Source organism: Nocardioides lacusdianchii (assembly GCF_020102855.1).
Classification (GTDB): domain Bacteria; phylum Actinomycetota; class Actinomycetes; order Propionibacteriales; family Nocardioidaceae; genus Nocardioides; species Nocardioides lacusdianchii.
In genome coordinates, this window is record NZ_JADHZD010000001.1 from 353143 (window position 1) to 367424 (window position 14282).

Genomic DNA, 14282 nt, shown 5'->3' on the forward strand with positions numbered 1-14282 from the left:
GATGGGAGCGTGCCCCTCAACGTCGAGCTCGCGGAGGTCCGGGACTTCCTCGCCGCCCACGTCCCGTTCGACTCCCTCCCGGCCGTCGTCCTCGAGTCCGTCCCGCCCGGGCTGAGCATCGGCTACCACCGTCGCGGCAGCGTGGTGCTCGCCGAGGGCAGCACCCCGGTCGAGCTGCTGGTGGTGCGCTCGGGCGCCGTCGACCTCCGGGACGCGGACGGCGAGCTGGTCGAGCGTGGTGCGGCGGGCACCTGCGTCGGCGGCGCCGCGCTGGCGACCGGCACGCCCCAGCCGGTGACCGTCCGGGCGATCGAGGACACCCTCGTCCTGGCCGTCCCCGCCGAGCTGTTCCACCGGCTCCGGGAGCAGCACCCCGACTTCGCTGCCTTCTTCGAGCACCGCGCCGGCATGCTGCGCGACGCCGTGGCCCGACAGCGCGAGCACGTGAGCGGAGCGGACCGGTCGGTGCTGTCCAGCACGGTGGGCGAGCTGGTGACCCGGCCACCGGTGAGCATCCGCGCCGACGCCTCCGTGCTCGACGCGGCCCGGCTGATGTCGGCCGAACGGATCTCCTCGGTGCTCGTCACCGACGGCGAGGCGCTCGTCGGCATCATGACCGACCGGGACCTGCGCACCCGGGTGCTGGCCGTCGCGGTGGATCCGGCGGGTCCGGTGTCCGCGGTGATGACGCCGGACCCGGCGACCACCCGCCCCGACGCCCCCGCCCTGGAGGCGTTGCTCGAGCTGGTGCGGCGCAACATCCATCACCTGCCCGTGGTCGAGGACGACCGGCCCGTCGGCATGGTCACGGCCACCGACCTCCTCCGGCTGCAGCAGGCCAACCCCGTCTTCCTCGTCGGCGACATCGCCCGGGCGCCCGACGTGGCGACGGTCGCCGAGCTGGCGGCGCGGCTGCAGCGCGTGGTCGCCGGGCTGGTCCGGCAGGGCACGTCGGCCCACGACGCCGGCCGCGTCGTCTCCACCGTCGGGGACGCGATCGAGCAACGGGTCATCGCGCTCGCCGAGGCAGCGCTCGGTCCGCCACCGGTGCCGTACGCCTGGCTGACCCTGGGCTCCCGGGCCCGCTTCGAGCAGGCCCTGGCGCCCGACCAGGACCACGCCCTAGTGCTGCACGACGACTACCGGCCCGACCTGCACGCGGCCTACTTCGCCGGCCTCGCCGAACAGGTCACGGGCGGGCTGGAGACCATCGGCTACCCACGGTGCCGCGGCGACAAGATGGCCACCAACCCCCGGTGGCGCCAGCCGCTCGGCACCTGGCGGGGTCTCGTGGCCGGCTGGGTCGGCACACCCACCCCGGACGCGATCCTCGAGGCCAGCGTGTTCTTCGACCTGCGCCACCAGCACGGCGACCCCGCCCTGACCGCAGCGCTGGCGTCCTACCAGCGTCGGGCCGCGCAGGCCGCACCGATCTTCCTGGCCCACCTGGCGGCCGCCGCGGCGTCGCACCACACGCCGCTCGGCTTCTTCCGCGGGCTGGTCGTGGACCGGTCCGGGGAGCACCGCGACACCCTCGACGTGAAGCGCGGCGGCATCAACACCATCGTCGAGATCGCCCGGCTGCACGGACTGGCGTGCGGGTCGTCGGCCACGTCGACACTGGTGCGGCTCGAGGACGCCGTCGCCGCCGGCCGCGTCAGCCCGACGCTGGCAGCCGACCTGCGCGACGCGTGGGAGTTCCTCGCCCACCTCAGGCTGCGGCACCAGGTCGAGCAGGTGCGCGAGGGGGCACCGGCCGACAGCTGGGTCGACCCGTCGGTGCTCAGCGACTTCGAGAAGCGGCACCTCAAGGCGGCGTTCGGCGTCATCCGGTCCGCGCAGGTCGCCATCGCCCAGCGCTATCCCGTCCGCGAGATGACGTGACACCCGACGACCGGACCCCGCTCGACCGGCTGCCCCTCCTCGCGGTGGACCTCGAGACCACCGGGCTCTCCCCGACCCGCGACCACGTGCTGGCCGTGGGCTGGGTGCCGGTGGACGGAGCGCGCATCGTCCTCTCCGGCGGCCGGCGCCACGTCGTACGCCACGGCGACCCCGGCGAGGCGGTCGCCATCCACGGCCTGACGCATGACGACCTCGAGGAGGGCCGGCCCCTCCCGGAGGTGCTGGGCGAGCTGCGCCGGGCCCTGGCCGGACGCGTGCTCCTCGCCCACCACGCGCCGTTCGAGCTGGCCTTCCTCGACGCGGCCTTCCGCGCCGCGGGTGAGACGCCTGCCCTCCCGCCGGCGGTGTGCACCCTGGAGCTCCAGCAGCGCCTGCTGGGCCGTCACGGCGAGATCGGCCCCGGCGAGCTCCGTCTCTGGACGGCACGAGCGCGTCATGGGCTGCCGGTGACGGCAGCCCATGACGCGCTCGGTGACGCTCTGGCCTGTGCCGAGCTCTACCTCGCCCAGGCCGCGGAGCTCGGGGTGAGCGGCCCCCTCAGCCTGGGCGACGTACGCCGACGCGAGCCGTGGCTCGACCGTGTCAGGGCGTGGTGGCGAGGACGTCGGTGAGCGGCGTCAGCCCACCTCCCCCTGCGCGTGCTTGCTGACGAGCTCGGTCCGGCCGGGGTAGCGGATCTCCTCGACCAGCTCCTGCATGACCGGGCTGGGCTTCGGGGTGAACTGCGACACGATGATCGTCACCGCGAAGTTGATCAGCATCCCGATCGTGCCGAAGCCCGTCTCCAGGATCCCGAACACGCCCGCCCCGTTGCCGTAGATGTCGATCGTCCACAGCATGTAGGCCATCGTCGTGACGAGTCCGGCCAGCATGCCCGCGGTGGCGCCCATGGCTGTGCAGTTCTTCCAGAAGATCCCGAGCACCAGGATCGGGAAGAAGCTCGCTGCTGCCAGCCCGAACGCCAGCGCCACGACCTGAGCCACGAATCCGGGCGGGTTGATGCCGAGGTAGCCGGCCACCACGATCGCTCCCGCCATCGCGATGCGACCGACCATCAGCTGGCGGGCCTCGGTGGCCTGCGGGTTGATCTTCTTGAAGTAGACGTCGTTCGCGACCGCGCTGGAGATGACCAGCAGGAGACCGGACGCCGTGGACAGCGCGGCCGCCAGAGCACCGGCGGCCACCAGGCCGACGATCGGCGCCGGCAGGCCACCGATCTCGGGCGAGGCCAGGACGATGATGTCGTTGTTGATCAGGATGTCGCTGTAGTTGACCGTGGTGTCCGCCGGGAGCGCCGAGATCGCCGAGCCGTCGGCCTGCGTGATGAGGCCGACCTCCGACCACGTGTTGAACCACGACGGCATGTCGCTCAGCGCGGTCCCGTTGACGTCCTCGATGATCTGGAGCTTGCTGAAGGCCGCCACCGACGGGGCGGTCGTGTAGAGCAGGGCGATGAAGAACAGCGCCCACAACGCCGAGTAGCGCGCGGCCCGCACGCTCTTGGCGGTGTAGAAGCGCACGATCACGTGCGGCAGCCCCGCGGTGCCGAACATCAGCGACGCCGTGATCAGCAGCATGTTGAGCATGTTCGTGCTGCCGAAGGCGGCGGTGTACTCCGGGATGCCGAGCTCGGTCTGGAGCGCGTCGAGCTCGGCGAGGATCGTGCCGAACCCGATCTGCGGGATCGGCACGTCGGTCACCTTCGCGGAGACGGCGACGGCCGGGATCAGGTAGGCGATGATCAGCACGGTGTACTGCGTCACCTGGGTCCAGGTGATCCCCTTCATCCCGCCGAGGACGGCGTAGAAGAACACGATGGCCATGCCGATGATGACGCCGGTGGTCGGGTCCACCTTGAGGAACCGGGTGAAGACCAGGCCCACACCGGCCATCTGGCCGGCGACGTAGACGAAGGACACGACGATGGCGGCGACCACGGCCACCAGCCGGGCAGTCTCGTTGTAGCGGTCACCGACGAAGTCGGGGATCGTGTACTTGCCGAACTTGCGCAGGTAGGGGGCCAGCAGCAGCGCGAGCAGCACGTAGCCGCCGGTCCAGCCCATGAGGTAGACCGACCCGCCGTAGCCGTTGCCGGCGAAGGCGATGATGCCGGCCATCGAGATGAACGAGGCGGCACTCATCCAGTCGGCCGCGATGGCCGCACCGTTGGCCGGCGCCGGGATGCCGCCGCCGGCGACGTAGAACCCGGACGTCGTGCTGACCCGGCTGCGGTAGGCGACGAAGATGTAGATGCTGAAGGTGAGGACCACGAAGACGAGGGTCCAGGTCTGGATGTCGCTCACGAGTGGTGCACCTCCTCCTCGTACTCGTCGATGCCGAACTCCGCGTCGAGCTTGTCCATCCGTGTGACGTAGACGGCGATCAGGATCACGAACGTGATGATCGAGCCCTGCTGGGCGAACCAGAAGCCGAGGGGGAAGCCGGCCACCACGACCTCGTTGAGGGGCTCGACGAACAAGATCCCCGCCCCGAACGACACGAGCGCCCAGATGGTGAGCAGCACGGCCATGAGTCTCAGATTGCGGCGCCAGTACTCCCGGCGCTGGTGTTCATCCACGGTGTCCTCCTGGCTGACGACGGACTTTCGTGCCCGGAAGCGAAACAGCGCGGCGGAGGTGGGTCAACAGCGCGATGTGACGGGCATCACACTTTTCGACGAACGGTCGGATTGTGTCGACCGATGGCGCAGCGGGGCCGTTGCCCGCCTTCCGAGCCGGCCATCAGCGCCGTTCGTCGTGCAGGGCCGACCGTTCGTCGCGCTGGCTGCGACCGCTCGTCGCGCAGGACGACCGGGCGTCGTCCCCTCGGTCAGCCCGCACCGCCCGGTCCGTTCCGTACAGTCCCTCCATGAGCGGTGCAACGGCGGCCAGTGCAGTCCGGACGCGGCGCAGCCCCGACCCGGCGAGACGCCGGCTGGCAGGGGCGGTCGCGATGGTCCTCCTCGGCTCCTTCCTTCCCTGGATCGACACCGCAGTCGGATCGGTGTCAGGGGCCCGGGGCGCCGGGTTGTGGACCTTCTACGCCGCGATGCTGGGGCTCGCGGCCGTGCTGATCCCGCTGCGACGGGTGGCCGCGGTGCACGCGACGGTCTTCGCCGCCACAGCCGTGGTCGTCCCGGTGTGGCAGGTGCTGCACCTGCTGACCCTGGTCGGCCTGAACGGCTGGGTCCCCGGACCCGGTCTGGTGCTGGTGCTCGGCGGGGGCGTCCTCGGCGCCACCGCAGCGGCTCAGCTGTTCGGTCCCGCCGCGACCACCATGAGCACCGGGCCGAGCACCTCCTCGCGCACCAGGCGCGACTGACGCGACAGCCCGCCGACGACGGTGGGCGCGACCCACCAGCCGGGGCGGTCGAGCCTGTGTCCGCCGAGCACGACGTCGCCGCCCTCGGACCGCGCGAGGTCGAGGTAGCGCAGCACCCGGTCACGCGCGACCGGCGAGCGCAGCGGGCCGCACACGGTCCCGGGATCGGTCGGGTCGCCGACGACGACGTCGCCCATCGCGGCGACGGCGACGCCCAGTGCCTCGTCGTGGCGGTCGGCCGGCACGACGACGGTGGCGGGCACCCGGCAGGCCTGGCCCGCGTTCGCGGCGACCGCGACGGCGGCCGCGGAGACGACGGCGACGAGGTCGTCGCCGTCGCCCAGCTGGACGGTCCGCGGGGCGCCGACGTCGAGGCGTACGCGCTTGCCCGCACGCTCGGCGGCCTCGCGCACCCGCTCACCGGCGAAGGCCGAGCCGGTGAAGGAGACGTCGTCGACCCGCGGGTCGAGGGTGAGCGCGATCGCGACGTCGACGTCGCGCGTGGTGACGACGTTCAGCACTCCGCGCGGCAGGATGTCGAGCGCGATGCGACCCAGCTCGAGGGCGGCGCTCGCCGTCTCGGGAGCCGGCTTCAGCACCACCGTCCCGCCGGCGACCAGCACCCGGCCGACCTCGGTGACCGCGACGGCGAGCGGCGACGTCGACGGGGTGACGACCGCGGTCACGCCGGGCCGCTGGGCGGGCGGCGGACCGGGCTCGCCGCGCATCCCGGCGATCGGTGCGTCGACGTGCGCGGCGCGGAGCCCGACCGGGACGCCGGTCTCCGCGGCGATGAGGACGGCCAGGTCGTCGGACCGCTCGCGGAGGGCGTCCTGCAGCCGCGAGAGCGCCTCGCGACGCAGCTCGGTGTCGGTGCTCCACGTGGTCTCGTCGTAGGCCCGGCGAGCGGCGGCCACGGCGGCCTGCGCGTCGGGGACGCCGGCGTCGGGGACGTCCCACAACCGCTGACCGGTGGCGGGGTTGCGCGCCGGGAACGTCCAGCCCTCGGCGGTGGCGACCTCGACGCCGTCGACCGGCAGTCCCGAGGAGCGGGCGTGCTTGCTCATGGGAGAACTCCACCACGTCGGGGCCGCGCGTCCCATCACCCGGTCGGGCTGGGATGGCGGTGACAAGGTGACCAGGTGCCATCCCTCCCGCCCCTCCCGGACGTCGACGACCGTGACGCCGTCCTCGCGTGGGTCGCGGCCCACCTCGGCCACCTGACCCTGGAGGGACCGGACGGCGTACGCGCCGGGGGGCACCGCGGCGGCCAGGCCGCTGCCGACGCCGCCCTCGCCGCCCTCGACATCACCGGCTACGCCCGCTCGCGCTCGACGGTGCTGCCCGAGCACCGGCGCGGAGCGAGCCGGATGTCGCCGTGGATCCGCCACGGGCTCGTGTCGCTGCCGGAGATGTGGGACGCGGTGGCCGACGCCCCCACGTCGGACCGCAACCGCTACCGCGACGAGCTGATGTGGCAGGAGTACGCCCGCCACCTCTACGCCCGCACCGGGTCCGCGCTCGCCGAGCCGCTGCGTCGCGAACCCCCGCGACCTGCGGTGGCGCCGGAATGGGACGAGCACGGGCAGATGGCCTGCACGTCGCGGCTGCGCGAGGAGCTCGAGGGCGACGGCTGGCTGGTGAACCAGACCCGCATGTGGTGGGCCTCGCACTGGACCGTGCGGCACGGCCGCAGCTGGCGTGACGGCGAGGACGACTTCTTCCGCCACCTGCTCGACGGCTCGCGCGCCGCCAACCGTCTCGGCTGGCAGTGGACGGTGGGCGCCGGCACCGGGAAGCCCTACGGGTTCAGCCGCTGGCAGGTGCAGAAGCGGGCGCCACAGCTGTGCCGCTCGTGCCCGCTGAGCAACGCCTGCCCGATCCAGGACTGGCCCGACGCGACGCCGGGGCCGCGCACCTCAGCGGTCCCGCAGGACGGTGGACCCGGCGCGGGTCCGGAGTCCGGCGTACGCACCGGGGAGCCGCAGGCCGTGTGGCTCACCGCCGAGTCGCTCGGCGACAGCGACCCCGCCCTCGCGGCCCACCCGGACCTGCCGGTCGTCTTCGTCCTCGACGAGCCGCTGCTGCGCTCGCTGCGGCTCTCGGGAAAGCGGCTGGTCTTCCTCGCCGAGTGCCTGGCCGACCTCGCGGACCGGCGCGAGGTCGACGTACGCCTCGGTGGACCCGTCGAGGAGCTGGCGGGGACCCCGGTGGCCGTCACCTTCGCCCCGGTGCCCGGGTTCGTACGCCGCTCGGCGGCCGTCGACGTCGCGCACCTGCTGCCGTGGCCCTGGCTGGTGCGCCCCGCCGGCCAGCGCCTCACGTCCTACAGCGCGTGGCGCAAGGGGGTGCGGCGGTAGGCCTAACCTCGACCCATGCGCGACGACCTCGGTGCCGACGTCCCCCTCCGCGGCCCGGCGCGCCGGGTCGTCTCCCTCGTGCCGTCGCTGACCGAGGCGATCGCCGCCTCCGCACCGGAGCGGCTCGCCGGTGCCACCGACTGGTGCACCCACCCCTCCGACCTCGACGTGGCGCGGGTGCGCGGCACGAAGAACCCGGACCTCGCCGCCATCCGCGCCCTCTCCCCCGACCTCGTCGTCGCCAACCAGGAGGAGAACCGCGAGCTCGACGTACGCCGCCTCCGCGATGCCGGCGTCGCCGTGTGGGTCACCCGGATCGAGACCGTCGAGGAGGCGCTCGCCTCGATGTCGCGGCTCTTCACCGAGGCCCTCGGCCTCGCGGACCCGCCGTGGCTCGTCGAGGCGCGCTCGCTGTGGGCGACGCCCGCCGGGCGCCGGCTGTCGGTCGCCGTGCCGATCTGGCGCGACCCCTGGATGGTGGTCGGCTCGCAGACCTACACCGACGACCTGCTCGCCCGGGCCGGGCTCGCCAACGCGCTGGCCCACCTCGACGGGCGCTACCCGACCGTCACGGCCGACGACGTCGACGGCGCCGGTGCGGACGTCGTGCTGCTGCCGGACGAGCCCTACGTCTTCACCGCCGACGACGGCCCGGAGGCCTTCACGACGCCGACCCGTCTGGTCTCGGGGCGCCTGCTCACCTGGTACGGCCCGGCGATGGTCGAGGCGTCCGCCATGCTGGCCGCGATCGATGGCTAGCCTCCAGCCATGACCCGCGACCCGATCAGCGAGGCCCACCGCCAGTGGGTCGCCCACGGCTGGCCCGGCGCCGCCGACGGGATGGCGATGGTCACCTCGGTCGTGCGCGCCCACCAGCTGCTGATGGAGCGCATCGACGGAGTGCTTCGTCCCCGCGACCTGACCTTCGCCCGCTACGAGGTGCTGCGGCTGCTGTCCTTCACCCGCGAGGCGGCCATGCCGATGTCACGGCTGGGCTCGCTGCTCCAGGTGCACCCGACGAGCGTCACCAACGCGGTCGACCGCCTCGTCGCGCAGGGCTACGTCGAGCGCGTGCGCGGCGAGGCCGACAAGCGGGTGGTGCGCGCCGTGCTGACCGACGCCGGGCGCGAGGCGGTCGAGGAGGCCACGGCGGCGCTCAACGCCGAGGTCTTCGAGGCGCCGGGCCTGCCCGCGGACGACGTACGGGACCTGACCGGGCGGCTCACGGCGCTCCGGGCGGGACTGGGCGACTCTGCCTGAGCTGCCGCCCCGCCGGATACTCGCGCGTAATACTTGGAAGTCCTACTATCGACCCATGGCCGACCTGCACCGTCCGAAGAACCCGATCCGCCTCGTCACCGCGTCCGCGCTCTTCGACGGCCACGACGCCTCGATCAACATCATGCGGCGCATCTTCATGGGCCAGGGGTGCGAGGTCATCCACCTCGGCCACAACCGCTCCGTCCAGGAGGTCGTCGACGCGGCGCTCGAGGAGGACGTGCAGGGCGTCGCGGTGTCGTCCTACCAGGGCGGGCACGTCGAGTACTTCGAGTACCTCGTGGAGTCACTGCGCGCCCAGGGCGCCGGCCACGTCCGCGTGGTGGGCGGCGGCGGAGGCGTGATCGTCCCCCGCGAGATCCAGCGCCTGCGCGAGTCGGGCGTCACGATCTTCTCCCCCGAGGACGGCCAGAAGATGGGCCTGGTCGGCATGATCAACTCGGTCGTCGCCGACTGCGACGTCGACCTCTGGTCCGACAGCGCGGTCACCGCCGAGCAGGTGCTCTCGGGCGACCGCTTCGCCGTCGCGCGCGCCGTCACCGGCGCCGAGGGCGGCCGCCTCGACGAGGCGATGCTCCAAGAGATCCGGTCCGCGGCCGGGCGCCGCGTCGTCCCGGTCCTCGGCATCACCGGCACCGGTGGCTCGGGCAAGTCCTCGCTGACCGACGAGGTCGTACGCCGCTTCCGCACCGACCAGCAGGACAAGCTGCGCATCGCCGTCATCGCCGTCGACCCGACCCGCCGCAAGGGTGGCGGTGCCCTGCTCGGCGACCGGATCCGCGCCAGCTCCCTCGACGGCGACCGGGTCTTCTTCCGCTCGCTCGCCACGCGTGGCGCGCACGAGGTGCCTGCCCACCTCGCCGACGTGATCGACGTGATGAAGGCCGCCGGCCACGACCTCGTCATCGTCGAGACCCCGGGCATCGGCCAGGGCGACGCGGGCATCGTGCCGCTGGTCGACCACTCCCTCTACGTCATGACGCCGGAGTTCGGTGCTGCCTCGCAGCTGGAGAAGATCGACATGCTCGACTTCGCCGACACCGTGGCGATCAACAAGTTCGAGCGCCGTGGCGCCAAGGACGCACTGCGCGACGTGGGCCGCCAGCTGGTCCGCAACCGCGAGGCGTTCGGCAAGCAGCCGCACGACATGCCCGTCTTCGGCACCAGCGCCGCGACCTTCAACGACGACGGCGTCACCGCGCTCTACCAGCACCTGCGCACCGCGCTCGCCGACGCCGGCCTGGCCGTCAGCGAGGGCACGCTGCCCCACGTCGACGTACGCCACTCCTCCGGCATCCGGCAGGTCGTGCCGGCCGACCGGGTGCGCTACCTCGCCGAGATCACCGAGACCGTCCGCGGCTACCACGCACGCACCGTCGAGCTGGCGGAGGCGGCGCGCCGGCTGCAGCGGATCGAGGCCGTGGCGGCAGAGCTGGGTCTCGATACACCCGGCTCGTCCCTCGCCGGGCACTCGACCACCGAGGGAGGCGGGCACTCGACCAGCGATGGGCTGACCGAGCTGCTCGAGCAGGCCCGCAAGGCCGTCCCCCACGAGGTCGCCGACCAGATCGAGCGGTGGCCGGCGGTGGTGGAGTCCTACTCCGGCGACGAGCAGACGGTGAAGGTCCGCGACCGCGAGATCACCACGAAGCTCACGCGGGAGTCGCTCAGCGGCAACAAGATCCCGCGCGTCTCGCTGCCCCGCTCCGCCGACCACGGCGAGCTCGTCACGTTCTGGCGGGGCGAGAACCTGCCCGGCTACTTCCCCTTCACCGCGGGCGTGTTCCCGTTCAAGCGCGACAACGAGGACCCGGCGCGCATGTTCGCCGGCGAGGGCGACCCGGCGCGCACCAACCGTCGCTTCAAGATCCTCTCCGAGGGCAACGACGCCACCCGCCTGTCGACCGCTTTCGACTCCGTCACCCTCTACGGCCGCGACCCCGACCCGCGCCCGGACGTCTACGGCAAGGTCGGCACATCCGGCGTCTCCGTGGCGACGCTGGACGACATGAAGGCGCTCTACGACGGCTTCGACCTCGTCTCGCCCACGACGTCGGTGAGCATGACGATCAACGGCCCGGCCCCGACTGTGCTGGCGTTCTTCCTCAACACCGCGATCGACCAGCAGGTCGACGCCTTCCGCGAGCGCGAGGGCCGCGAGCCGGGCGACGAGGAGCGCGCCGAGCTCGAGGCGTACGCCCTCGCCAACGTCCGCGGGACGGTGCAGGCCGACATCCTCAAGGAGGACCAGGGCCAGAACACCTGCCTGTTCTCCACGGAGTTCTCGTTGCGGATGATGGCCGACATCCAGGAGTGGTTCATCGAGCGGCAGGTCCGCAACTTCTACTCCGTCTCGATCTCCGGCTACCACATCGCCGAGGCCGGGGCGAACCCCATCAGCCAGCTCGCGTTCACCCTCGCCAACGGCTTCACCTACGTCGAGGCCTACCTGGCGCGCGGCATGGACATCGACGACTTCGCGCCGAACCTGTCGTTCTTCTTCTCCAACGGCATGGACCCCGAGTACACCGTGCTGGGCCGCGTCGCGCGCCGCATCTGGGCGGTGACGATGAAGGAGAAGTACGGCGCGTCCGAGCGCTCGCAGAAGCTGAAGTACCACGTCCAGACGAGCGGCCGCTCGCTGCACGCGCAGGAGATGGACTTCAACGACATCCGCACCACGCTGCAGGCGCTGATCGCGATCTACGACAACGCCAACAGCCTCCACACCAACGCCTACGACGAGGCCGTGACGACCCCGACCGAGGACTCCGTACGCCGTGCGCTGGCGATCCAGCTGATCATCAACCGCGAGTGGGGCCTGGCGATGAACGAGAACCCGCTCCAGGGGTCCTACGTCATCGACGACCTCACCGACCTCGTCGAGGCCGCAGTGCTGGCCGAGTTCGACTCGATCAACGAGCGCGGCGGCGTGCTCGGCGCGATGGAGACCGGCTACCAGCGCGGACGGATCCAGGACGAGTCGATGCTCTACGAGCACCGCAAGCACGACGGATCGCTGCCGATCATCGGCGTCAACACGTTCGTCAAGGAGTCGGCCGCCGACGCGCAGCCCAAGGAGATCGAGCTCGCCCGCGCGACCGACGCCGAGAAGGAGTCGCAGCTCTCGCGGGTGCGCGCCTTCCAGGCCGCCCACGGCGCCGAGGCCCAGCAGGCACTGGCGCGCCTCAAGGAGGCCGCGATCTCCGGGGACAACGTCTTCGCGGTCCTGATGGACGCTGCACGCGTGTGCTCGCTGCAGCAGGTGACCGAGGCGTTCTTCGAGGTGGGCGGGCAGTACCGCCGCAACGTCTGAGCTCGAAACCCAGCCGGGCGCTCAGGCGCGGCTGAGGACGTCGCGCACCGTCAGCGGCGGCGTCCCGGGCACGTCCGCCGCGACGGCCGCAGGCAGGTCGAAGCGGAAGACCGACCCGGGGCCGGGGTCCGCGGCGAGGCACTCGATGGTGCCGCCGTGGCGGTGCACGATGGTCTGGCAGATGGAGAGCCCCATCCCGTTGCCGCGGAACCCGGCGCGGACCGTGTCGCTGCGGTGGAAGCGCTGGAAGATCAGCACGCGCTCGCGCTCGTCGACGCCGACGCCGTTGTCCTCGACCTCGACGATGACGCGGGGACCGTGGCGCTCGGCCCGGACCCGCACGACCGCCGGCACGTCGGGGCGGGTGTACTTGACGGCGTTGCCGACGAGGTTGGCGAAGAGCTGGCGCAGGGCGACCTCGTCCGCGTGCACGCTCGGCAGCGCGTCCGGCACGTCCAGGACGTCGTCGGGTCCGAGCAGCGCGACGGCCTGGCTGAGCGCGCCGTCGGGACCGCCCAGCGCGAGGTCGGAGGCGACGAGGTCGCCGGCCTGGGCCATCGCGTGGGCGAGCAGGTCGTCGATGAGGTCGGCCATCTGCTCCGCGGCTCGCTGCGCGCGCTCGACCGAGGCCGCGGTGTCGCTCTCGGGCTCGAGATCCATGGTGGCGAGGTCGAGCCACGAGCGGATGGCGGTGAGCGGTCCGCGCAGGTCGTGCGCGGCGGTCGAGGCGAAGCTCACCAGCGGACGCAGCCCGCGCCGGTGCTCGGTCACCTCGCGCAGGACGAGCAGCACGCCGGAGCATCCGTCGCCCCGGTCGGCGAGCGCGGTGCGGGTCACGGCGAGCACCAGCTCGTCACCGGACTCGAGCGGCACCTGCACGTCGCCCACGCCGAGCTCGGCACGCGAGGCGCCCGTGTGGTGCGGGGCCGGATCCATGATGAGGCCGACCAGCGCGACGAGCGCGACGTCGTCGGGCTCTCCGGGGCGTACGCGCTGGGCCAGGCGTCGGCTGGCGCCGTTGCTGCGCTCGATCGACCCGTCGCGCGCGAGCACGACGAGGCCCTCGTCCATGCTCTCGGTCATCTCGGCGAGCAGCTCGGCCTGCTCGGCGGCCTCGGCACGGGCGTGGCCCATGCGCACGACCAGGGCGTCGATGCGGTCGCCCAGCGTGCCGACCGCGAGCCCGGTGAGGAGCACCGCGACGAGGAAGACGTGGGCCACCACGATCTCCTGGACCGGGTCCTCGAGGCCGACGGTGGGCCCCATCCCCGCCAGGGTCAGCACCAGTGCGGCGACACCGAGGCCGAGGGCGTGCAGGGCGCCGAGGAAGGTCCGGAACCGCGCGGCCGACCAGACGCACAGCGGCATCAGGAGGAACGCGATCGGCAGCGGCTGGGAGTAGATCGCCACGACCCCCACCGCGGAGACGGCCCAGAGGACGATCAGCTCGGTGCGGTGTCCACCGCGGGCCCTCGGCGCGACGCGCTGGGTGTGCCACTCCCACGCCAGGTGGCCGATGCACCCCACCACGAGGATGCCGGTGAAGTGCCGGGCGAACCAGGCCAGCACCACCCAGGAGTCCCAGCTGCCACTGGCGGCCCACACGCCGAGGGCGCCGATGAGGGCGCCGGCGATGCTGCCCAGGACGCCCGCGGCACACGTGCGCGAGAGCGTGCGCGGTGATCGGAAGCTCTCGGTGCCGCCGGCGCCGAGCAGGGTGGGGCACCAGCGCCGCAGCAGCGTGACGGTCAGCCAGGTCTGCACCGTGACCGACACCGAGCCCATCAGCACCACGAGCGGCGGCGCCCCTGTCACCCAGGCGACCCCGGCATGGAGCAGCAGCAACGGGACCAGCACGAAGCGTTGGCGTCGTGGGGCCTCGGCCAGGAGCCACAGGATCGCCACCCCGGCGCCGGGCCAGATGAGGCTGACCGCCTGGCCCTCCACCACGGTGAGCCGCGCGACGACGCCGAGCACGGCGTACGCCACTGCGAACCCGATCGCCCACCGCAACGGCAGCGCCGGGCGGGTCGTCACAGGCGGCTCACAGGCGTCGTCGCGCGCGTGCGGGCGCGGGTCGGACACACTCGGGACGAACACAC

General features: G+C 72.6%; 11 protein-coding genes. 7 read left to right on the forward strand and 4 right to left on the reverse strand.

The window, feature by feature from the left end:
* The first annotated feature begins 9 nt into the window (after positions 1-9).
* Positions 10-1884 carry a putative nucleotidyltransferase substrate binding domain-containing protein gene (locus IRX98_RS01780; RefSeq protein ID WP_224273410.1) on the forward strand — a complete coding sequence of 625 codons (1875 nt, stop codon included), beginning with the start codon at positions 10-12 and terminating at the stop codon, positions 1882-1884.
* Complete coding sequence (locus tag IRX98_RS01785; RefSeq protein WP_224273411.1) at positions 1881-2516, forward strand: 3'-5' exonuclease; 636 nt, start codon at positions 1881-1883, stop codon at positions 2514-2516. The genes IRX98_RS01780 and IRX98_RS01785 overlap by 4 nt, the downstream gene beginning before the upstream one ends.
* A gap of 6 nt (positions 2517-2522) precedes the next feature.
* Here the strand turns inward: IRX98_RS01785 and IRX98_RS01790 are convergent, their stop codons facing one another.
* Together IRX98_RS01790 and IRX98_RS01795 are read right to left on the reverse strand one after the other, a co-directional pair.
* The gene (locus IRX98_RS01790) at positions 2523-4208 is read right to left on the reverse strand and encodes a sodium:solute symporter family protein (RefSeq protein ID WP_224273412.1); all 1686 of its coding nucleotides are present in this window, start codon (positions 4206-4208) and stop codon (positions 2523-2525) included.
* Positions 4205-4483 (reverse strand): DUF4212 domain-containing protein, encoded by a 279-nt coding sequence (locus IRX98_RS01795; RefSeq protein ID WP_224273414.1) that lies wholly within the window; start codon positions 4481-4483, stop codon positions 4205-4207. The genes IRX98_RS01790 and IRX98_RS01795 overlap by 4 nt, the downstream gene beginning before the upstream one ends.
* 290 nt (positions 4484-4773) lie before the next feature.
* Here IRX98_RS01795 and IRX98_RS01800 point away from each other — a divergent pair, with 290 nt between their 5' ends.
* A complete protein-coding gene (locus IRX98_RS01800; protein ID WP_224273416.1) occupies positions 4774-5226 on the forward strand; it encodes a hypothetical protein in 453 nt (150 codons plus the stop codon).
* Here IRX98_RS01800 and IRX98_RS01805 read toward each other — a convergent pair.
* Positions 5154-6293: an aldehyde dehydrogenase family protein gene (locus IRX98_RS01805; RefSeq protein ID WP_224273418.1), complete on the reverse strand. Its 1140-nt coding sequence runs from the start codon at positions 6291-6293 to the stop codon at positions 5154-5156. The two genes, IRX98_RS01800 and IRX98_RS01805, sit on opposite strands and share 73 nt — an antisense overlap.
* A 75-nt stretch (positions 6294-6368) precedes the next feature.
* On the opposite strand from IRX98_RS01805, the gene IRX98_RS23275 reads away from it, so the two are divergent.
* From IRX98_RS23275 to icmF, 4 genes are read left to right on the forward strand one after another with little or no spacing between them, the layout of a single operon-like run.
* A complete protein-coding gene (locus IRX98_RS23275; protein ID WP_224273420.1) occupies positions 6369-7586 on the forward strand; it encodes an FAD-binding domain-containing protein in 1218 nt (405 codons plus the stop codon).
* Between the two features lie 15 nt (positions 7587-7601).
* The gene (locus tag IRX98_RS01815) at positions 7602-8345 is read left to right on the forward strand and encodes a helical backbone metal receptor (RefSeq protein ID WP_224273421.1); all 744 of its coding nucleotides are present in this window, start codon (positions 7602-7604) and stop codon (positions 8343-8345) included.
* 9 nt (positions 8346-8354) lie between these two features.
* Positions 8355-8846: a MarR family winged helix-turn-helix transcriptional regulator gene (locus IRX98_RS01820; protein WP_224273422.1), complete on the forward strand. Its 492-nt coding sequence runs from the start codon at positions 8355-8357 to the stop codon at positions 8844-8846.
* Positions 8847-8901: 55 nt separating this feature from the next.
* Positions 8902-12180 (forward strand): fused isobutyryl-CoA mutase/GTPase IcmF, encoded by a 3279-nt coding sequence (icmF, locus tag IRX98_RS01825; RefSeq protein ID WP_224273423.1) that lies wholly within the window; start codon positions 8902-8904, stop codon positions 12178-12180.
* A 21-nt stretch (positions 12181-12201) separates the two neighbouring features.
* On the opposite strand, the gene IRX98_RS01830 is transcribed toward icmF, so the two are convergent.
* Complete coding sequence (locus tag IRX98_RS01830) at positions 12202-14217, reverse strand: sensor histidine kinase (RefSeq protein ID WP_224273424.1); 2016 nt, start codon at positions 14215-14217, stop codon at positions 12202-12204.
* Positions 14218-14282: the final 65 nt, after the last annotated feature.